General features: G+C 71.7%; 14 protein-coding genes. 4 read left to right on the top strand and 10 right to left on the bottom strand.

Annotated elements, in window-relative coordinates; genetic code table 11:
• Window positions 1-70 precede the first annotated feature (70 nt).
• On the top strand, window positions 71-2,956 hold the full coding sequence (locus ACIREO_RS04615) for a hypothetical protein (RefSeq protein WP_404104957.1): 2,886 nt from the start codon (window positions 71-73) through the stop codon (window positions 2,954-2,956).
• 13 nt (window positions 2,957-2,969) lie between these two features.
• Here ACIREO_RS04615 and hemW read toward each other — a convergent pair whose 3' ends face one another.
• The 4 genes from hemW to lepA all read right to left on the bottom strand — a co-directional run bounded on the left by hemW (window position 2,970) and on the right by lepA (window position 10,453).
• A complete protein-coding gene (gene hemW, locus ACIREO_RS04610) occupies window positions 2,970-4,202 on the bottom strand; it encodes a radical SAM family heme chaperone HemW (protein ID WP_404104954.1) in 1,233 nt (410 codons plus the stop codon).
• An 11-nt stretch (window positions 4,203-4,213) separates the two neighbouring features.
• A complete protein-coding gene (locus tag ACIREO_RS04605) occupies window positions 4,214-6,169 on the bottom strand; it encodes a SpoIIE family protein phosphatase (protein ID WP_404104951.1) in 1,956 nt (651 codons plus the stop codon).
• A gap of 231 nt (window positions 6,170-6,400) precedes the next feature.
• Window positions 6,401-8,290, bottom strand: a complete 1,890-nt coding sequence (locus tag ACIREO_RS04600) for an AMP-dependent synthetase/ligase (protein ID WP_404104948.1) — start codon at window positions 8,288-8,290, stop codon at window positions 6,401-6,403.
• Between the two features lie 288 nt (window positions 8,291-8,578).
• On the bottom strand, window positions 8,579-10,453 hold the full coding sequence (gene lepA / locus ACIREO_RS04595; RefSeq protein WP_404104945.1) for a translation elongation factor 4: 1,875 nt from the start codon (window positions 10,451-10,453) through the stop codon (window positions 8,579-8,581).
• Window positions 10,454-10,668: 215 nt separating this feature from the next.
• Here lepA and rpsT point away from each other — a divergent pair, with 215 nt between their 5' ends.
• Window positions 10,669-10,935, top strand: coding sequence for a 30S ribosomal protein S20 (rpsT, locus tag ACIREO_RS04590; RefSeq protein ID WP_389194523.1), 267 nt, complete (start codon window positions 10,669-10,671; stop codon window positions 10,933-10,935).
• A 240-nt stretch (window positions 10,936-11,175) separates the two neighbouring features.
• On the opposite strand, the gene holA is transcribed toward rpsT, so the two are convergent.
• Window positions 11,176-12,165 carry a DNA polymerase III subunit delta gene (holA, locus tag ACIREO_RS04585; protein WP_404104942.1) on the bottom strand — a complete coding sequence of 330 codons (990 nt, stop codon included), beginning with the start codon at window positions 12,163-12,165 and terminating at the stop codon, window positions 11,176-11,178.
• An 89-nt stretch (window positions 12,166-12,254) separates the two neighbouring features.
• On the opposite strand from holA, the gene ACIREO_RS04580 reads away from it, so the two are divergent.
• On the top strand, window positions 12,255-12,500 hold the full coding sequence (locus ACIREO_RS04580) for a hypothetical protein (RefSeq protein WP_404104939.1): 246 nt from the start codon (window positions 12,255-12,257) through the stop codon (window positions 12,498-12,500).
• Window positions 12,501-12,551: 51 nt separating this feature from the next.
• On the opposite strand, the gene ACIREO_RS04575 is transcribed toward ACIREO_RS04580, so the two are convergent.
• Together ACIREO_RS04575 and ACIREO_RS04570 are read right to left on the bottom strand one after the other, a co-directional pair.
• On the bottom strand, window positions 12,552-13,436 hold the full coding sequence (locus ACIREO_RS04575) for a YceI family protein (protein ID WP_404105734.1): 885 nt from the start codon (window positions 13,434-13,436) through the stop codon (window positions 12,552-12,554).
• Between the two features lie 687 nt (window positions 13,437-14,123).
• The gene (locus ACIREO_RS04570; RefSeq protein ID WP_404104937.1) at window positions 14,124-14,942 is read right to left on the bottom strand and encodes an arylamine N-acetyltransferase; all 819 of its coding nucleotides are present in this window, start codon (window positions 14,940-14,942) and stop codon (window positions 14,124-14,126) included.
• A 124-nt stretch (window positions 14,943-15,066) separates the two neighbouring features.
• Between ACIREO_RS04570 and ACIREO_RS04565 the strand changes: the two genes are divergently transcribed.
• Complete coding sequence (locus ACIREO_RS04565) at window positions 15,067-15,522, top strand: pyridoxamine 5'-phosphate oxidase family protein (protein WP_404104934.1); 456 nt, start codon at window positions 15,067-15,069, stop codon at window positions 15,520-15,522.
• Between the two features lie 122 nt (window positions 15,523-15,644).
• On the opposite strand, the gene ACIREO_RS04560 is transcribed toward ACIREO_RS04565, so the two are convergent.
• The 3 genes from ACIREO_RS04560 to ACIREO_RS04550 all read right to left on the bottom strand — a co-directional run bounded on the left by ACIREO_RS04560 (window position 15,645) and on the right by ACIREO_RS04550 (window position 20,543).
• Entirely contained in the window at window positions 15,645-18,191 is a 2,547-nt protein-coding gene (locus ACIREO_RS04560) for a ComEC/Rec2 family competence protein (protein WP_404104932.1), read from the bottom strand.
• A complete protein-coding gene (locus ACIREO_RS04555) occupies window positions 18,188-18,928 on the bottom strand; it encodes a helix-hairpin-helix domain-containing protein (RefSeq protein ID WP_404104929.1) in 741 nt (246 codons plus the stop codon). The genes ACIREO_RS04560 and ACIREO_RS04555 overlap by 4 nt, the downstream gene beginning before the upstream one ends.
• A 769-nt stretch (window positions 18,929-19,697) precedes the next feature.
• A complete protein-coding gene (locus tag ACIREO_RS04550) occupies window positions 19,698-20,543 on the bottom strand; it encodes a DegV family protein (protein ID WP_404104927.1) in 846 nt (281 codons plus the stop codon).
• Window positions 20,544-20,618 lie beyond the last annotated feature (75 nt).

Below are 20,618 nucleotides of genomic sequence, written 5' to 3'. Positions count from 1 at the left end.
GCCGCACACGCACCATCCGTTATTGAGAGATGACGGCAGGGCCGGGCGCAGCGGAAGGCACGGGGGGCTGATGACGCGCGAAGTGTGGCGGGACGGGGCGGAGAACGAGGCGGCCTCCGCTGTCTTCCACCTGATACAGCAGCTGATCGACCAGTACCGGGTCAACCGGCCGGTGATGCCGTTGGTGGTGGCGCAGGCGGAGGACGCCTCGGCCGGGCCGGAGATCGACAGCAGGGTCGAGCAGATCGTCCATCAGGTCCACCGGGCGAACCAGCTGCGCCGGGTCCCGGTGAAGCTGCTCGAAGGCCGCGGTGCCACCCCGTACGAGGCGGCACTCTCCATGGTCCGCACCCTCACCGAGCGCCCCTGGGAGACCCGGGGCACGTCGCAGTACAAGCCCTTCGCCTTTCCCCGTTCCCGGCTGCTCGACGCCATCGAGCAGGCCACCGCGACGGTCGTCGCCGAGCCGGACGGGGGTTCCGCCCGTGAGCGCGACGAGGGGATCCTGGAACAGCTGGGCAGCCTGCGCTGGCGGGCCAGGCGGTCGGGGCGCGGCACCTGGTGGGACTCGCTGCGCGCCTCCGTCCGTCCGGAGACCTTTCTGGGGGCCGTCTTCATCGCCGTGCTCAGCGTGCTGCTGGGCGAGATCGGCTGGGTGCTGACCACTCTGGTCGCCGCCGCGGCCCTGCTCGGCCTGACAGTGGTGCGGCTGATGACGAGGGCGGCGCCGCCGCTGCTGTGGCTGCGCCCGGCCAGCCGATGGCTCGCGACCACGTCGTCACTCGCCGCGTCGAGCACCGCCTATCCCTCCGACGGCTGGTCGCGTTTCTCCCCCAGCGGTTCGTGGCGGGTGATCCGGGCGCGGGCGGCCGCTGTCGCGGAGCGGGTGGCCGACGCGGGCGCGGGCGACGAGCACGCGCGCCAGTTCCACCTGGAGCTGCGGGTCCAGGCGCTGCTGGAGGACCTGCTGGACAGCTACCGGGCACACGCCCTGGACTGGCGGCGCAGCAAGCGCACCGTCCCGCCGGTCGTGTTCCTGCCCACGGCCACCCAGGACAACGGCGGCATCCTGCTCATCAACGCCATCAACAACGTGCGCTCGCGGCGCAGCGAGGTCGATCCGCTGCTGCTTCTGGCCTCCCTGCCCGCCGACCGGATCATGCGGCACACCCCGCCGCTGCCTCCGGAGCCGCCCGCGAACGGCGGCGCCAGCTCGGGAGCCCGCGCACGGTACGAGAACTGGGTCGAGGACCTGAGCGTCGGCCAGGCCCCGGCCGCGGCGGTGACGCTGGCCTGGGTGCTGCGGCTGCCGCTCTCCACCGGCCAGCTGACCCATGAGCACGCCCACGCCCAGCTCGTCACCCACCGGGTCCGCAGGACCTGGGCCTGGTGGGTGATGTCGGGGAGGACCGTCGCCCTCGTGCTGGTCTGCGCACTGCTGGGAACCTTCCTGTGGAGTCAGCACTGGAAGGAGACGTACTGCTACGGCCCGCTGGTCGGCCGCAGCACGGACTCGGTCCGGCTGGAGGGCCCCGGAGGCGCCAAGGAGTGCATCGGAGTGGCGACGGTCCCCGAGGTCCGCTTCGCCGAGGGCAACACCCTCCAGCTGAACGGGGTGGGCAAAGGCGTCACCTTCGAGCGGATCGAGCAGGCGATAAGGGAACAGAACGCTGCCATAGGGCCGGGCGAACCGCACGTCACCGTCGTCTACGCGGGCCCGCTCACCGGCACCGACAAGAACCGGGAGGACACCCGCAAGGGCCTGGAGGAGCTGACCGGTGTCTACCTCCACCAGCGGTTCGTCAACGACACAGCGAATCGTTCCGTCAAGCTCCGGGTCCTGACGGCAAACGGCGGCAAGGACATGCTGCGGCAGACGACGGCGGTCAGGAGGATCATCGACGTGGCCCGGCGGGACTCCTCCGTCGTCGGCGTGGTGGGCCTCGGCCGCAACACCACGGAGAGCGCCGAGGCCACCGGGCTCCTCCAGCGCGCGGGACTGCCCGTGGTGGACAGCACGAACTCCGGCAGCGACCTGGCCCGCCTGTACCCGAACTACTTCGGCCTCGCCGCGACCGACGAGGAGCAGGCGGACGCCCTCGGGCTGCTCGCGGGCCAGTTGGCGGACGGGCTGTCCGATCCGCAGGCTGTCGTCCTGTCCAGGAAGGTGGGCAACGAGGACAAGGACCGCTACACCACCGAGCAGCGCAGGGTCGGTCTGGAGATGCTGGACGAGTCCGGCTTCGGCCTGGCCTCCGACACCCAGTACTCCTTGTCCAAGGACGGCGGATCCGCGAATCTCGACGCGCCCCTGCACTTGATCTGCGGGGCGGAACGCGTGCCCGACGCCCTGTACTTCGCGGGCCGGGTCGAGGACGTCAACACGCTGATGTCCGGCCTCGGCCAGACGGCCGGCTGCTCGGACAAGGCGATCACGGTCTTCACCGGCGACGACCTCACCAAAGCGCGCTTCGACGACTCGACGAAGCTCGCGGACAAGGTGACGCTCTACTACGGCGCGCTCGCACCCATGAGCCAGGGCGCCGGCCGGGCGTTCTACGAGGACTCCCGCAAGGCCCTGCAGTCGCTGCTTCCCGAGGGGCAGGAGCTCGCCGCGCTGCCGAAGGAGCGCCCGTACGAGGACATGCTCTTCGCCAGCGGGCAGACCGTCATCTCCTACCAGGCGACGGCCGCCCTCTACGCCGCCGCGACGCGCAGCGACAATCCGCAGAGCGCGGCGGAGACCTGGGCGACGCTCTACTCGGTGGCCCTGCACGACATGCCGACCGGGACCATCACCTTCCGGGGGACGATTCCGTACGCCGACCAGAAGGTGCACGGCCTGAACATCGTCGAGGTCACCCGTCCGGGGCCGGACGCGCGGAGCCGCGTCGTGTGCGGCCGGGCCGCGGGTGACCGGGCACCGCTCACCCGCGCGGACTGTCCGGTGTCGTAGGCCCGGCCGGTTCTCAGTCGACCAGGTCCCGCACCACGGCGTCGGCCAGCAGCCGCCCGCGCAGTGTGAGGACCGCGCGGCCCTCGCCGTGCGGTCCGGGCTCCAGCAGCCCGTCCTTCACCGCGCGGCCCGCGGCCGCGAGGCCGGCGGGGGCGAGCAGCGACAGCGGGCAGCCCTCGACGAGCCTCAGCTCCAGCAGGATGCGCTCGACCCGCCGGTCCTCGTCGCCGAGCACCTCTCGGCCGGCCCCGGGCGAGCGGCCCTCGGACAGGGCCTGCGCGTAGGCCCCTGGGTGCTTGACGTTCCACCAGCGCACCCCGCCGACGTGGCTGTGGGCTCCGGGTCCGGCGCCCCACCAGTCGGCTCCGCGCCAGTACAGCTCGTTGTGCAGGCAGCGGCCCTCGGGCGTACGGGACCAGTTCGACACCTCGTACCAGGAGAAGCCCGCCGCCGCCATCGCCTCGTCGGCGATCAGATAGCGGTCGGCGTGGACGTCGTCGTCCGTCATCGGGACCTCGCCGCGGCGGATACGCCGGGCGAGTTGCGTCCCCTCCTCGACGATCAGCGCGTACGCCGACACATGGTCGGGTCCGGCACCGATCGCCGCGTCGAGGGAGGCACGCCAGTCGTCGTCGGACTCACCGGGGGTCCCGTAGATCAGGTCGAGGTTGACGTGGTCGAAGCCGGCCTCACGGGCCTCGGCGACACATGCCTCGGGCCGGCCGGGCGTATGGGTGCGGTCCAGGATCTTCAGGACGTGCTGCCGCGCGCTCTGCATGCCGAAGGAGACACGGTTGAAGCCGCCCTCCCGCAGCGCCGTCAGATAGGACGGGTCGACGGACTCCGGGTTGGCCTCCGTGGTGATCTCGGCGTCCTCCGCGAGCCCGAACTCCTCACGGATCGCCGCGAGCATCCGGACGAGGTCGGCGGCGGGCAGCAGGGTGGGCGTACCGCCGCCGACGAAGACCGTGCGGACGGGGCGGGGGTCGTCGCCGAGCACCTTGCGGGCCTGGCGGACCTCCTCGACAAGGTGGGCCGCGTAGTTGTCCCGGGAGGCCAGGGCGCCGCCGGAGCCCCGCAGCTCGGTCGCGGTGTACGTGTTGAAGTCGCAGTAGCCGCAGCGGGTGGCGCAGTAGGGCACGTGCAGGTAGAAGCCGAGCGGCCGTTCGGCGGCGCCTTCCAGGGCATGGCGGGGCAGTGCCCCGTCGTCGGGCACGGGCTCACCATCGGGCAGTACGGAAGGCATACCGTCCATTGTCACTCGCCGGCGGAGCTGCCCCGCACATCGGCGTATCCGTCGACCTGCAGGACGAGCAGCGCCAGGTCGTCGTCGGGCGGGCGCTCGGCGAAGTCGTGGACGGCCTGCTTGATCCGGTCGGCCATCCCGGCGGCCGGAAGCCCCGCGCAGCCGGCCAGGACCCGTGCGAGGCCGTCGCCGTCGTCGAACATCAGCCGCCCCGAGCGCCGCTCCGTGACCCCGTCGGTGACACAGAGCAGGCTGTCGCCGGGCATCAGCTCGAAGCTCTGGCTCTCGTACGCCACGTCCTCGACGATGCCGAGCAGGACCTGCGGCTCGGCGGCCGGGCTCACGGAGCCGTCGGGGCGCAGCAGCAGCGGGAGCGGGTGGCCGGCGCTGGCCACCGTGCAACGCACCCCGCCGTCCGGGAGCGGCACGAGGTCGCCGTACAGCAGGGAGAGGAAACGGGACTGGGAGCCGTCCTGGGCCTGCTCGCCGCCCTGGATCTGCTGGCCGCCCGCCGCCGCGACCATCAGGGCGGCGGCCTCGGCCGCTTCCATCGCGTCGTCCAGGAGGAGCCGGTTGAGCCGGTCGAGGACCTCGCCGACGCTGAAGCCTTCCCGGGACAGCAGGCGCAGCCAGGGCCGGGCCAGGCCGGTGACCACGGCGGCCTCGGGGCCGCTGCCCTGGACGTCTCCGAGCACGAAGCACCAGCGGCCGCCGGGGCACGGGAAGAGGTCGTAGAAGTCGCCGCCGACGACACCGTCGTCCCCCGGCTCGTACACCAGCGCGCTGGTGACCCCGGGTATCTCGGCCACCTTGCTCGGCAGCAGGCCGCGCTGGAGGATGCGGCTGATGGTGGCCTGGCGGGTGTAGGCGCGGGCGGCGCCGACGGCGAGGCCCAGCCGGCGCACGAAGTCCGCGAGGAGGGCCGCGGCGTCGTCGGGGATGTGGTCGGCGCCCTCGCGGCCCACCAGGACCGCGCCGAGCGTGCGCCCGCCCGAGATGATGCGGTGGGCGAGCGCGGCACCTGTGGCCTTCCCGTACCCCGCCGTCGCGCATCCCGGCCAGGGCATCGGTACGGGGCCGGTGCCGACGCTCCCGGGGAGGCGGAGCGGCTCCTTCTCCAGTGCGGGGCGCAGCAGCTCGGCCCGCGCCTCGTCCCTGTGCCAGATCCCGGCGAGCCTGGGGGCGGCCCCCGGGCCACCGCCCTCGCTCTCCAGCCATATCGCGCACCAGTCGGCGAGCCGCGGCACCAGGAGCCCGCCGGCTGTCGATGCCACCAGGTCCTCGTCGAGCTGGCCCGCGAGGAGGCCGGAGGCCTCGGCGAGGAAGGAGAGCCCACCGCGCCCGCCCCAGCCCACGTCGTCGCGCGCGGCGTGCCCGGCCGTGGGGGCGATGATCCTGCCGGTGCGCGGGCCGGAGCCCTGGGCGCTGCCGCCGGCGGCAGGGGTGTCGGGCAGTCCGTAGCGGTCGTCGCCGGGGAGGCGGGCCCAGACGGTCTTGAGGCCGGTGCGGTAGGTGATACCCCAGGATTCGGCGAGGGTCGCGACGAGCTGCAGCCCCCGGCCGTACTCGGCGGGGTCGGGCCGCTCGGCCCGGTCGTCGCGCACCGACCTGGCGGGATGGTGGTCGGTGATCTCCAGGACCAGCGCGGCCGGCTCGGGCCCCGCCGAGTCCTCCAGTCCGAGGAGCAGCTCGACCGTCGTACCGGCGTGCACGACCGCGTTGGTGACCAGCTCGCTGGCCACGGTCAGCGCGTCGTCGGTGAGCCGTTCGCCGAACTCACCGGTCGAGGGCAGGCCCAGCCCGGCCCATTCGGCGAGCGCCGCCCGGACGAACCTGCGGGCCGCGGCCGAGGCCTGCGGGATTCCGGGCAGGCTCGTGCGCGCGACCCGGCGGGGATCGACGCCCTGACCGGGCAGGACGGTGCCGGGACGCTGAACGATGTCCCGCTGCAAGGGAATGGGACCCACGGTGCGGCTCCTGACGGTCTCGCGTAACGCCGCTGACGTATCCCGACAGGGTGACAGACCGGGCGTGCCCATAAGCGCCGAGTGACGGAAGTGGCCGGAGCCGGACAGAAACGGGCCGGGGCCGGTGGGACGCTCCCGCGCCCCACCGGCCCCGCTCCGACGTGCTCCTGTGCTGTTACGCCTCTGCCTGCACGCCTCTGCCGTCGCGCCGCTGCTGTCGCGCCTCCGCTGTCACGCCTCGCGGGAGCCCGCGTACATCTCGTCGATGAGGTCCTTGTACTCGCGCTCGACGACCGGCCGCTTCAGCTTGAGGCTGGGGGTCAGCTCGCCGTGCTCGATGTCGAGGTCGCGCGGCAGGAGCCGGAACTGCTTGATGGTCTGCCAGCGCTGCAGCCCCTCGTTGAGCCGCTTCACATAGCCCTCGACGAGCTCCACGGCCTGCGGGGAGGCCACCACGTCGGCGTACGGCTTGCCGCCCAGCCCGTTCTCCTCCGCCCAGCCGAGGATGGTCGGCTCGTCGAGGGAGATGAGGGCGGTGCAGAAGTTACGGTCCGCGCCGTGCACCAGGATGTTGGAGACGAACGGGCACACCGCCTTGAACTGTCCCTCGACCTCCGCCGGGGCGATGTACTTGCCGCCGGACGTCTTGATCAGGTCCTTCTTGCGGTCGGTGATCCGCAGGTAGCCGTCCTGGGAGAGCTCGCCGATGTCGCCGGTGTGGAACCAGCCGTCGGACTCCAGGACCTCGGCGGTCTTCTCGGGCAGCCGGTGGTAGCCCTCCATCAGACCGGGTCCGCGCAGCAGGATCTCACCGTCGTCCGCGATCCGGACCTCGGTGCCGGGGAGCGGCTTGCCCACGGTCCCGGTGCGGTAGGCCTCGCCGGGGTTGACGAAGGAGGCGGCGCTGGACTCGGTGAGTCCGTAGCCCTCCAGGATGTGGATCCCGGCGCCGGCGAAGAAGAGGCCGATGTCGGGGGCAAGGGCGGCGGATCCGGAGATGCAGGCGCGGAGCCGGCCGCCGAAGGCCTCGCGGATCTTCGCGTAGACGAGGGCGTCGGCCGTCTTGTGCTTGGCGGCGAGGCCGAAGGGAACGGACGCCTTGCCGGTGCGGCGGAAGTTGTCCTGCGACACCTTCGCGTACTCGCGGGCGACACCGGCGGCCCACTGGAAGATCTTGTACTTGGCTCCGCCGCCGGCCCGTGCCTTGGCTGCGACCCCGTTGTAGACCTTCTCGAAGATGCGGGGTACGGCCGCCATGTAGGTCGGGCGGACCACCGGGAGGTTCTCGATGATCTTGTCGACGCGTCCGTCGACCGCCGTGACGTGACCGACCTCGATCTGGCCGGAGGTGAGCACCTTGCCGAAGACGTGCGCGAGCGGCAGCCAGAGGTACTGGACGTCGTCCGAGTTGATCATCCCGGTGGCCACGGTGGCCTTGGCCATGTACGACCAGTTGTCGTGCGGCAGCCGTACGCCCTTGGGGCGGCCGGTGGTGCCGGAGGTGTAGATCAGCGTCGCCAGCTGGTCCGCGGTGATGGCGGAGACCCGGTCGGTGATCGCGTCGGGATTCTTCACCAGGTACTCGTTGCCCCGGGCCTCCAGATCGGCCAGCGTCAGGAGCCAGCCCTCCGGGTCGCCCTCCGCGGGCTCGGCACCGGCCGGGTCGATGACGACGACATGCGCCAGCTCGGGCAGGTCCGCCCTGTTCTCCCGGGCCTTCGCCAGCTGGGCGGCGTCCTCGGCGATCAGGACACGGCTGTCGGAGTCGGCCAGGATGAAGGCGGACTCCTCGGTGTTCGTGGAGGGATAGATCGTCGTGGTCGCCGCCCCGGCGCACATCACTCCGAGGTCGACGAGGATCCACTCGACGCGGGTCGAGGAGGCGAGCGCGACCCGCTCCTCCGGCCGGACACCCAGAGCGATCAGACCGGCCGCGACGGCGTGGACCCGCTCGGCCGCCTGCGCCCAGGTGAGCGACTTCCAGTCGTCCGGTCCCTGCCCCGAGGCGGCCGGCACCGGGTAGCGGTAAGCCTCCCCGTCCGGGGTGGCCGCCACGCGGTCGATGAAGAGAGTCGCCACGGAGGGCGGTCGGCTATCGATCAAGGTCTGTGTGTCGCTCACGACGTCCTCCGGGCCTGCGGCATTGCTACGACCGGCTTATGGGTGCTGCTGCTTGTATGTCCTGCTTCTCGTGCCCGCTCGACCTGCTTGTTTAACTGGCGAGTAACTAACGGGTGGTGATCAGAGTAGAGCGAGTGGGACCGTCGCGTAAGGGGCAACAGGCAGCCGCTTGAAAACGAACCGGGCCCCTGTGCCGCGGTCGTCCGCGGCACAGGGGCCCGTTGGGCTACTCCCGGGTACGCCCGACGGCGTACTCCCGAGTGGTCCCGTACGGAGGCGGGGCGGGCGCTACTTCTTGCCCTTGCTCTCGCCGGCCGACTCGTCGGTCGACAGGACGGTGATGAACGCGTCCTGCGGCACCTCGACGTTGCCGACCATCTTCATCCGCTTCTTGCCTTCCTTCTGCTTCTCCAGCAGCTTCCGCTTACGGGAGATGTCACCGCCGTAGCACTTGGCGAGGACGTCCTTGCGGATGGCGCGGACCGTCTCACGGGCGATGACCCGGGAGCCGATGGCCGCCTGGATCGGCACCTCGAAGTTCTGCCGGGGGATGAGCTTCTGCAGCTTGGCGACGAGCCGGACGCCGTACGCGTACGCCTTGTCCTTGTGCGTGACCGCCGAGAAGGCGTCGACCTTGTCGCCGTGGAGCAGGATGTCGACCTTGACGAGCTGGGCGGACTGCTCGCCGGTGGGCTCGTAGTCGAGCGAGGCGTAACCACGGGTCTTGGACTTCAGCTGGTCGAAGAAGTCGAAGACGATCTCGGCGAGCGGCAGGGTGTAGCGGATCTCCACCCGGTCCTCGGAGAGGTAGTCCATGCCGAGCAGGGTGCCGCGCCGGTTCTGGCAGAGCTCCATGATCGCGCCGATGAACTCGCTGGGCGCCAGGACCGTGGCCCTGACGACCGGCTCGTGCACCTTGTCGATCTTGCCCTCGGGGAACTCGCTCGGGTTGGTGACGGTGTGCTCCGTGCCGTCCTCCATCTCGACGCGGTAGACCACGTTGGGGGCGGTCGCGATGAGCTCCAGACCGAATTCCCGCTCGAGGCGCTCACGGACCACGTCGAGGTGCAGCAGGCCGAGGAAGCCGACGCGGAAGCCGAAGCCGAGCGCGGCCGAGGTCTCCGGCTCGTACACCAGGGCGGCGTCGTTGAGCTGGAGCTTGTCCAGGGCCTCGCGCAGGTCCGGGTAGTCCGAGCCGTCGAGGGGGTAGAGCCCGGAGAACACCATCGGCTTGGGGTCCTTGTAGCCGCCCAGCGCCTCGGTCGCCCCCTTGTTCAGGGAGGTGATGGTGTCACCGACCTTGGACTGCCGGACGTCCTTCACACCGGTGATGATGTAGCCGACCTCGCCCACACCGATGCCGTCGGCCGGGGTCATCTCCGGGGAGGAGACACCGATCTCCAGCAGCTCGTGGGTGGCGCCCGTCGACATCATCCGGATGCGCTCACGCCTGTTGAGCTGGCCGTCGACGACCCTGACATAGGTGACGACGCCGCGGTACGCGTCGTAGACCGAGTCGAAGATCATCGCGCGGGCGGGGGCGTCCGCCTTGCCGATCGGGGGCGGGACGTCCCGGACGACCCGGTCGAGCAGCGCGTCCACGCCGATACCGGTCTTCGCGGAGACCTTGAGCACATCCTCCGGCTGGCAGCCGATGAGGTTGGCCAGCTCCTCGGAGAACTTCTCGGGCTGCGCGGCGGGCAGGTCGATCTTGTTGAGCACCGGGATGATGGTGAGGTCGTTCTCCATCGCCAGGTAGAGGTTGGCCAGCGTCTGCGCCTCGATGCCCTGCGCAGCGTCGACCAGGAGGACGGTGCCCTCGCACGCGGCCAGCGAGCGGGAGACCTCGTAGGTGAAGTCCACGTGGCCCGGGGTGTCGATCATGTTGAGGATGTGGGTCGAGCCCTTGTCCTCGCCCTCGTTGGGCGCCCACGGCAGACGGACCGCCTGGGACTTGATGGTGATGCCGCGCTCGCGCTCGATATCCATCCGGTCGAGATACTGGGCGCGCATCTGCCGCTGGTCGACCACGCCCGTCAGCTGAAGCATCCGGTCGGCAAGAGTCGACTTGCCGTGGTCGATGTGCGCGATGATGCAGAAGTTGCGGATCAGCGCCGGGTCGGTACGGCTCGGCTCGGGCACGTTGGTAGGAGTCGCGGGCACGCAGGGTCCTGATTCTTGAGACGTCGGACGCCGTGTCTCGGGTCGATGTCGGGTCGGACGGATCGATACGTAGCCTCCATGCTCCCACGCCTGAGGGGACGGGACCGGTTTGGGCCGGTCCGAGGGTGACTGCTACCGTGGGCAGCTGTGCCTCGTGGCCCTCAGAAGCGGCGTGGCGCACATAGAAGATCCAACGAACCTGAAAAGGCTCTTTCGTGGCGAACATCAAGTCCCAGATCAAGCGGAACAAGACGAACGAGAAGGCGCGCCTGCGTAACAAGGCCGTCAAGTCCTCGCTCAAGACCTCGATCCGCAAGGCCCGTGAGGCTGCCGCTGCCGGTGACGTCGAGAAGGCCACTGTGGCCGTCCGCGACGCCTCCCGCCAGCTCGACAAGGCTGTCTCGAAGGGCGTCATCCACAAGAACGCCGCCGCCAACAAGAAGTCGGCGCTGGCTGTCAAGGTTGCCGCCCTCCAGGGCTGAGCTACTGATGTGATCGCCGGAAAGGACTCAGCGGGCCCTCTCTCCCGCTCCTGACCGGCACCCGTGCCGCACACCGAACCTGCGTTCGCCACGCGGGTGCGGCGCACCAAGCGTGAGTCGAAGGCCCCGGCCGTGTCCTCCCCAGGACGACGGCCGGGGCCTTCGCTCGTCCGGACAGGGGTCCCGGCTCGTCCGGAGAGGGGGTCCTGGCTCGTCCGGACACAGGGGCCCGGAGGGGGCTCAGCGGCCGCCGGAGCGTGCCGCGCGGGCGACGGCGACCACGGCTTTCTCCAGGGCGTACTCGGGGTCGTCCCCGCCGCCCTTCACACCCGCGTCGGCCGCCGCCACCGCGATCAGCGCCGCCGCCACACCGTCCGGTGTCCAGCCACGCATCTGCTGACGGACCCGGTCGATCTTCCAGGGCGGCATACCGAGCTCACGGGCCAGGTCCGCGGGCCGGCCACCGCGGGCCGAGGAGAGCTTGCCGATCGCCCGGACGCCCTGGGCGAGGGCGCTGGTGATCAGGACGGGGGCGACACCGGTGGACAGTGACCACCGCAGCGCCTCCAGCGCTTCCGCCGCCCGGCCCTCGACCGCACGGTCGGCGACAGTGAAGGAGGACGCCTCCGCACGGCCTGTGTAGTAACGGCCGACGACGGCTTCGTCGATGGTGCCCTCGACATCCGCGGTCAACTGCGAGACGGCGCTGGCCAGCTCCCGCAGATCACTGCCGATGGAGTCCACCAGCGCCTGGCAGGCCTCCGGGGTCGCCGAGCGCCCGAGCGCCCGGAACTCCGACCGTACGAAGGACAGCCGCTCGGCCGGCTTGGTGGTCTTGGGGCACGCCACCTCACGCGCCCCCGCCTTCCGCACCGCGTCCAGCAGCCCCTTGCCCTTGGCACCGCCCGCGTGCAGGAGTACGAGGGTGATCTCCTCGGCGGGGGCACCCAGATACGCCTTGACGTCCTTGACGGTGTCGGCGGAGAGGTCATGCGCGTTACGCACGATCACCACCTTGCGCTCGGCGAAGAGCGAGGGACTCGTGAGCTCCGCGAGTGTGCCGGGCTGCAACTGGTCCGAGGTGAGGTCGCGGACGTCCGTGTCGGCGTCGGAGGCGCGGGCCGCCGCCACCACATGCTGCACGGCGCGGTCCAGGAGCAGGTCTTCCTGGCCCACGGCGAGCGTGACGGGGGCGAGCGGATCGTCGGTGGAACTACGTCTGGTGGCCATCGCGGTCCAGCATCCCACGCCCCTGTGACAAGGCCGCGGGGCAGCCGCCCCGGCGCACCGCTCACCCCGGCGTACCGGAGAATGACCGGGTGAGCGATGTGAGACATGTGCTGGTGCTGCCCGACCGCGACACGGCCGAGGAGGTCGCCGGGGAGCTGTCCGACCGGTTCGGCGTCACCGAGGAGCCGCAGTTGGTGCGGGATGCCCTGGCGGGCGAGGACGACGCGGAGGACGCCCAGTGGCTGGTGGTGGTGGAGGACCCGGCCGCACGGCTGGACCCCGCGGCCCTCGACGCGTTCGCGGCGGAGCACGAAGGGTGGCTGGAGGCTCCGTAGCCGCATGGCGCCGAGCCGCATGGCGGTGTGGCCGGGCGCCTGTACGGAAAGTCAGCTCTTGGGGATGATCTGGATGTCCATCTCGATCTTGATGCTCGGGCCGACCACGGCGATGCCACGCGCCAGCATCGTCTGCCATGTGAGCGTGAAGTCCTCACGGTGCAGCTCGGTGGTGGCCCGGCAGGCTGCCCGGGTCTCGCCCTCCAGGCCGTTGCCCAGCCCGAGGTACTGGGTGTCCAGCGTGACGGTGCGGCTCACACCGTGCAGGGTGAGCGCACCGGTGACGCCCCAGCGGGTGCCGCCGCGGTGGACGAAGCGCTCGCTGTAGAACTCGAGCGTCGGGTAGCGCTCGACGTCGAGGAAGTCGCCGGACCTCAGGTGGTCGTCGCGCATCTGGACGTTCGTGTCGATCGACGAGGCGTCGATGATGACGTGCATGGCAGAGTCCTCCATGCGGTCGGCGATCCGCACGGCACCGGCGAACGTGTTGAACCTGCCGTGGATGCGGGCCATGCCGATATGGCGTGCGGTGAAGCCGATCTGGGTGTGCGAAGGCTCGATCTCCCAGTCCCCCGGGTCGGGGAGCTGCGGGGGCTGGGCCACCTGGAGGGAGACGTCGCCGAGGCTCGAGTGGCCGCCCTGGGCCACGGTGACCGGACCGTGGAACGGAGTGAAGCCCTCGGCCGTGACCCCCAGCCGGTAGTCACCGGTGGGAACGGTGGCGACGACGTTGCCGAAGGGGTCCGTCTCTCCGCCGACGACCTTGCGGCCGGAGCTGTCGGTGACGACGAAATCGGCCTGCCGTACGGGCTCGGAGACGGGGTCCAGCACCCGGCAGGTCAGCATTCCGGCGTTCTGCGGCACCGGGAGCCCTGCGAGGGCGTTGCTCTGCACGGTGCCGGACTTCGCTCTGCTGCCTATCCAACGGCCGAACATGTCCACGTACTCCCCAGGGGCGGTTCTCACCTCGGGCCCCTGACAGCCGGACGTCGTTGTCGGAACAGTGGCCCGCCGACGAATACACATTCGATCACCGTTGCGACGTTCGAGGCAAACGCTGCAGCTCAGAGGGGGTTGTGAGCTGCTGCCGTTTTTGTGTGCAGTAGTGAGTTGTAGTGCCTGGGAGTGAGCGTGGCGGCGGGGCGGGCAGGGGCGGGAACAGGCGCTCTGGTGTCGTATGGGTGACCTTGGTGGTGGCGGTACGGGACCGGCTCAAGCACCTCACACCCCAGGACGAGACCGTGCTGCGTGCGGTCGGATCCGCACCCTTGACGTGGGGATCAAGACGCTGCGGCACCGACTGTCCCTCCCGATCGGGCAGAGGGGCACCAAGCGTGCGGCCGGTGGCTACCGGTCCAGGCGGGAGTGGTTTCAGAAGTCGCGTCGCCTCACCGCCCTGGAAGCCCGGCACGCCGCCGCAGTCGTAGACCGGGAGGCCGGACGGGTACGGGTGGTGCGGGGCGGCAAACGCCTGTTCAACACCCGCCACCGGGTTCGGGAACGAGACGATCCGCGTCGCAGCGAACCGAGCCGTACGCCGCTGTACGCAGGTAGTACCGAAGGTCCGTATTGACCGGGCCCCGGAGCCCCGTACGTGCGTGCGTGCCGCAGTGATCACGGCGGTCAGCCCCGGGGGCGCACCGTGGGCGGGCGGGTGAGTGCCAGACCGAAGTGGTCGCGGTAGGCGGCGAGTACCTCGGCGTCGTCGTCCAGCTCCGTCTCGTGCCGCTCGCCCCGCACGGTCGTGATCAGGGTGCGGCCGCGGAGCGTCACCCGGCCGTCTTCGGTGCGCCGGGAGCAGATGAGCGACCGGGCGAAGTGGGAGTCCGGCGAGGTGCGGTGGTACCAGGCCCCGGCCCGGAAGTCCGCCAGTACGCGCGGCCGCAGCTCCAGGCGGAACTGCCGCGAACCGTCGCGCAGCAGATCGAGGTCCCCCTGCGGTGCCTCCCTGAGGCGGAACCTGCCGCAGGGATCGTCCTGCTCGGTGCGGGCCTCCAGTTCGAGCGGGTGCAGGGCGTGGTCGCCGAACCCGACGTCGGCGAGCCACGGGCCCGTACCGTCGTCCGTCTCCACGCGCAGCGCGACGTGGTCGTACGGGATGCCGAGGCGTCCGCCGTCGCCGAACACCCGTGCCTGGAGGAGGGTGACGCGGAAGCCCAGCTCGCGCAGCAGCGCGGCGAAGGCGCCGTTGAGCTCGTAACAGAAGCCGCCCCGGCGGTCCCTGACGATCTTGTCGACGAGTCTCTGCTCCTCCAGGACGATGTCCTGGGCCAGATGGATCGAGAGGTTCTCGAAGGGCACGGTCAGCAGATGGCGGAGCTGCAGCTCGCACAGCGCCCCGGCACCGGCACGGGAGGGGCGCGTCGCACCGATGCGTTCCAGATAGGCGTCCACCCAGGCGGGGGCAGGCGCGGGGGCCTGCTGCCGCGGTTCCTCGTTCATGCCGGAAGTCTGTCGCGGTACGCCGGGCGGCGCCATGAGCATCTGGTCCTAGGACCGTTCCTAGGACCTCTCCTAGGACTGCCGACCGATGCGGTGGCCGCTGCCCGTGGCTAGCGTGTCGGCCATGACGGAGCGAGAGCAGGCACGCGGCCCGGAACAGCGCAAACAGGACGCACTTGATCGTCTGGAGAAGGACGCAGACGTATGGGTGGCGACGGCCTCCGCCGACGGCGTGCCGTGTCTGGTGCCGCTGTCGTTCGTGTGGGACCGGGGCACGCTGCTGCTGGCCACCCGGCGCACCAATCCGACGGCGCTGAACGTGACTCCGACCGGACAGGCCAGGCTCACTCTCGGGCACACCCGCGATGTGGTGCTGATCGAGGGAACGGCGGAGATCGTGGAGTGGGCGGACCTCTCCGCCGCATCGGGCGACGCCTTCGCCGAGAAGCTCGGCTGGGACCTCCGCGGACGTAACACATGGGTGTATCTGCGCATCACTCCGTACACCGTCAAGGCGTGGCGCGAGGTGAACGAGCTGGCCGGCCGCGAGCTGATGCTCGACGGCACCTGGCTGATCTGACTGCAGGGGCCCGTCCGGGAGCAGGTGCCCGTCCGGGAGCGGCGGCCCGTCCGGCGGCGGGGCCGTGCTCGACAGGGACGGCCGGCCCGGGAGCAGGGCCCGGCATCGGGTGTGCCTCGGGTTCATGACCGGCCCGCCGCGCGCAGCCCCGCGCCGGAACCCGTCACCGCGATCGCACCGTGGATATCGGTGCGCAGAACCTTCGCCCCCGTCGCCTCCAGTGCTTCGACCGTACGGGCCGCCGGATGGCCGTACGGATTGCCTCTGCCGCAGCTGATCAGGGCGAACCTCGGGTGTGCGCTGCGCAGGAGCGCGGCGTCCTGGTGGCCGGAGCCGTGGTGTGCGACCTTCAGCACATCCACCCGGGGCAGCGCCGGGTGGGTGCGCAACACCCCCTGCTGAGCCGGGGGTTCCAGGTCCCCGAGGAGCAGCAGGGTCAGGCCGCCCGACCGGACGAGGAGCGTGACGCTGGAATCGTTCGGCTCCTCGGTCACGTGGACCGGTGCCGCCCCCAGTACGCCGGCCGCGGGCCAGAGCACCTGCCAGTCGAGCTGCCCCGTCCGGCGGCGCTCCCCCGGAACGGCCCGGGTCATGGGGACATGCGCCGCCGCGGCCGTTCTCTTCACGAAGGCCGCCTGTTCCGGCGGTTCGTCGAGGCTCGTCGTCTGGATCGCGCCGACCTCGCGGCCCCTCAGCACGCCGGGCAGACCGCGCACATGGTCGGCGTGGAAGTGGGTCAGCAGCAGCAGAGGCACACGGGTGATGCCGAGGTCGCGCAGACACCGGTCCACGAGACGGGGTTCAGGACCGGTGTCCACGACCACTCCCGTGCCGTCCCCGGCGGCGAGCACCATGGCGTCTCCCTGCCCCACGTCGCACAGCGCGAAGGCCCAGCCCGGCGGCGGCCACCCCGTCATGAGCCGGGTGAGCGGCACCGGTCTCAGCACCGCGAGCACCAGCAGGAGCGCGGCGGCGGAGCAGACCCAGGGGTGGCGGGCCAGGCGTCGGGCCGACAGCACCAGCAGCGCTGTCAGGACGGCCAGGAGGGCCGCGCCGCGCCAGCCGCCCGGCCAGTCGGCCTCCGCCCCTGGGAGTGCGGCCCCGGTGCGGGCCACGGAGGCGATCCACCCGACCGGCCAGCCGGCGATCTCGGCCAGCACTTCGGCGGCGGGCATGGACGCGGGCGCTATGGCGAGCGCGGCGAAACCCAGGACCGTCGCGGGCGCCACCGCGAATTCGGCCAGCAGATTGCAGGGGATCGCCACCAGGCTGACCCGCGAAGCGAGGACCACGACCACGGGTGCGCAGACCGCCTGAGCTGCTCCCGCGGCGGCCAGCACCTCCGCGAGCCGTGCCGGGGCCCCGTGCCGCTGGAGGGCGTCGCTCCACCTCGGAGCGAGGGTGAGGAGCGCCCCGGTGGCGAGCACGGACAGCAGGAACCCATAACTGCGGGCCAGCCACGGGTCGTACAGCACCAGCAGCAGAACGGCCGTGGCCAGTGCGGGAATCAGAGATCTACGCCGTCCCGTCCCGATGGCGAGCAGCGTGATCAGGCCGCAGGCAGCCGCGCGCAGGACGCTCGGCTCGGGGCGGCAGACGATCACGAAGGCGAGCGCGACCCCGCCACCGGTCAGGGCTGTCATGCGCAGGGAGATGCCCAGCCGGGGTGCCAGGCCCCGGCGTTCGCTCCGCGACGCCGTTCCCGGTGGGCCGATGAGGAGGAAGAGCAGGATCGAGAGGTTGGCCCCGGACACGGCGAGCAGGTGGGTGAGGTCGGTGGCCTTGAAGGCGTCGTGCAGGTCGGGCGGGACCCGCGAGGTGTCGCCGACGACCAGCCCCGGCAGGAGGGCCCGCGCATCGGCGTCGAGCCCGTCGGTGGCCTCGCGCAGGCCGGACCGCAGCTGCCCCGCCGTACGTTGGAGAAGGGTGGGCTCGGTGGTGATCCGCGGTGGGTCGTCCGCGTCCGTGCCGAGGACGGCGGCGATGCGCTCTCCCTCGTGACGCGGTGGAGCGAGCCTCCCACTGACGCGGAGGCCCGTCGAGGGCAGCAGCCGCTGCCACCGCGCCGCCTCGTCCCCCGGGGCGACCATGACGAGGACGGGGGTGCGGAGCCTGGTGACCGTGCCGTCGGGAGCGGTCAGCCGGTCGATCTCGGCGTCCAGCAGCAGGGAGACGGGCGTGCTGTGATCCCCCTGAACCCGCGGCCGGGTCCTCCGCGGGTCGGAGGTGACGGTCACCTCCACCACGACCCACGCATACGACTCGGCCAGTCCTGGGACGGGCCCACTGCGGGAATCCGCGCCGTGGAGCCCGGCCGCCGCCGCACCGGCCGCCGCGCAGAGCAGCGCTCCGGCCACGGCCGTGATCCGCGTCCCGGCACGCCGGGGCTGCCTCCCCGGCCCTGGATCTGCCGAGCCTGCCGGAGCCGTCGCGCCCCGGGCTCCTGCGCGCGCCACGATCCGGGGTACGGCGATGAGGCACAGACCCGCGCACGCACAGAGAACCGCCCCGGCCGCTACCCACCGGCCCGGCGCCCCCAGCGCCAGGACGGAGGCCGCCCAGGCCGCCAGCGCGGGAGGGACCAGCCGCAGATCGGCCGGAGCCTCCTGGCGCGGGTCGGCAGCCCCCAGCCGCCTGCCCGAATCCGTGTGGACGTCAGGTCCGGTCATGGCCTGACCAGCGGCCGGAGGTCCGCGAAGCGGCGGTCCCCGATGCCGTTGACCTCACGCAGCTCGTCGACGGAGCGGTAACCACCGTGTTCGGTGCGGTAGTCGACGATGTGCTGGGCGAGCACCGGTCCGACTCCCGGCAGGGTTTCGAGCTGCTCGACGGTTGCCGTGCCGAGGCTCACCGGCACCGCCGGACCGGCCTGTCCCGCCGCCCCGCCACCTGCCACCTCTCCGCCCGCAGGGGGCGTCGCACCGGGTAGTCCCACCGCCACCTGTTCGCCGTCCGTCAGTACGCGCGCCCGGTTGAGCGCGGTGATGTCGGTGCCTTCACGGACACCTCCTGCGGCGCGCAGGGCGTCCGCGACGCGGGAGCCGGCCGGAAGGCGCTGGATCCCGGGCCGGCGCACCTTCCCGCTCACATCGACGACGATCTGCCCGCCGGGTGCGGCACCTGTCCGCGCTCCCGCGTCCGGACCGGGTGTGAGGCCCGGTGGCTGCGCGTTCGGCGACCCCGGCCCGCCCGTCTGGACCGCGGCGGCCTCCTCGACCCGGTCGGGAGCGCGTACGGACTCAGGGCGGGCCGACCAGAAGTGTGCCGTCGCGAACACCGCGGCGCCGACCAGGACAACGGCGAGCGCGGCGAGCGCGCGTGGCTCCAGGCCGCATCGCAGCTGCACCCACAGGGGTAGCCGGTCCCGCAGAGCGGGCCCCGCCTCTCGCCACCACGGCGTTCGCACGGCGGATCCGCCACGTACTCCTCGATGCGGCAGAGGTGGCGGTCCCGTCGGGGAGGCCACCGCGGAGCTCACGTCGGGCGTCGTGGGCGGCGGCGCGGCAACGGCCCAGGAGGGTGCGGCGCGGGCACTTCCGGCCCCGCCGGACAGCGCCGTTGCCGGACGCGCCGCGACCGTACCCGCCGTCGCGTCGGCGGCAGGCGCTGGAGCGGAACCGGGAACCGGCCGGGGCGCAGTCGCCGACCGGTCTGCGGCCATGAGCGCGTCGGCGCGGAGCCGGGAAGCCGCCGCGGTCTCGGCGTCCGACCCACGCACGGTGCGCCGCCGGTGCCCGTGCCTCGCGCCGGACGCGGCGCCCGGCGAGGTGCCGGCCGCTCCACCGGGGCGGACACCGGGCCTGTGCCGGATACGCCCTGCCGGGCCTGGCCCGTGGGACGCACGGCGTGTGGCACGGTGTCCGGCCCCATGCCCGGACGGGTGCGTGGGCGGGTCCATGGCCGCGTGCGCGGGCAGATCCGTGTGCCGCCGCGTGGGCACGTTCGTGGGCACGTTCGTGGGCACGTCCGTGGGCGGAACCATGGGCGGATTCCTAGGCGGATTCGTGGCACCGCCGGTGTGGCTCCCCCGGTCGATGGCACCGCCGGCTGCGAGAAGTGAACGGAAGGTCATGCCTCACGACGCTAGACACTTCCGAGGAAATCTGCCGAGCCGCCCCAATTATGGTGGATAACTGACCAGTTGTGGATAACCGCATCACCCGCAGGGGTGGAATTCAGCGCGGTGCGACCACCGCTCCCAGCAGTCCCGGCCCCGTGTGAGCTCCGATCACCGCACCCACTTCGCTCACATGCAGGTCCACCAGACCCGGGACCCTCCCCCGCAACCGCTCCGCCAGCCGCTCGGCCCCCTCCGGAGCGGCCAGGTGATGGACGGCGATGTCCACGGCTCCGGTGCCCGCCCGGGCGGCCACGATCTCCTCGAGTCGTGCGATCGCCTTGGATGCCGTCCGCACCTTCTCCAGCATCTCGATGCGTCCGCCGTCGAGTTGAAGGAGTGGTTTGACGGCCAGCGCCGACCCCAGCAACGCCTGGGCGGCACCGATGCGCCCGCCCCGGCGCAGGTAGTCCAGCGTGTCGACGTAGAAGAACGCCGAGGTGCCCGCCGCCCGCTTCTCGGCCGCTTCGACCGCCTCGTCCAGCCCGCCACCCGCCTCGGCGGCCTCGGCCGCGGCGAGCGCGCTGAATCCCAGAGCCATGGCGACCATGCCGGTGTCGACCACGCGCACCGGCACGGGTGCGTCCTGCGCGGCGACCACAGCGGCGTCGTACGTGCCGGAGAACTCGGCCGACAGATGGAGGGAGACGATGCCCGAGGCCCCCGCCCCGGCCGCGGCTCGGTACGCGGCGGAGAAGACTTCAGGGCTGGGCCGTGACGTGGTGACGGAGCTGCGCTTCTGCAGGGCCAGCGCCAACGACCGGGCCGAGATCTCCGTGCCCTCCTCCAGGGCCTGATCACCCAGGACGACGGTCAGCGGCACCGCGGTGATGCCGTGCCGTTCCATCGTCTGGGGCGGCAGGTAGGCCGTTGAATCGGTGACGATCGCGACATGGCGGGACATGAGCCGGAGATTACCTTCCGGGGCGGGGGCACGGCAGCCCGGGACCACCCTGCTGATCATTCCCGGTCCGTCCGG

Source organism: Streptomyces sp. NPDC102441 (assembly GCF_044765585.1).
GTDB lineage: Bacteria > Actinomycetota > Actinomycetes > Streptomycetales > Streptomycetaceae > Streptomyces.
This window is presented reverse-complemented; position numbering and strand designations above follow the sequence as displayed.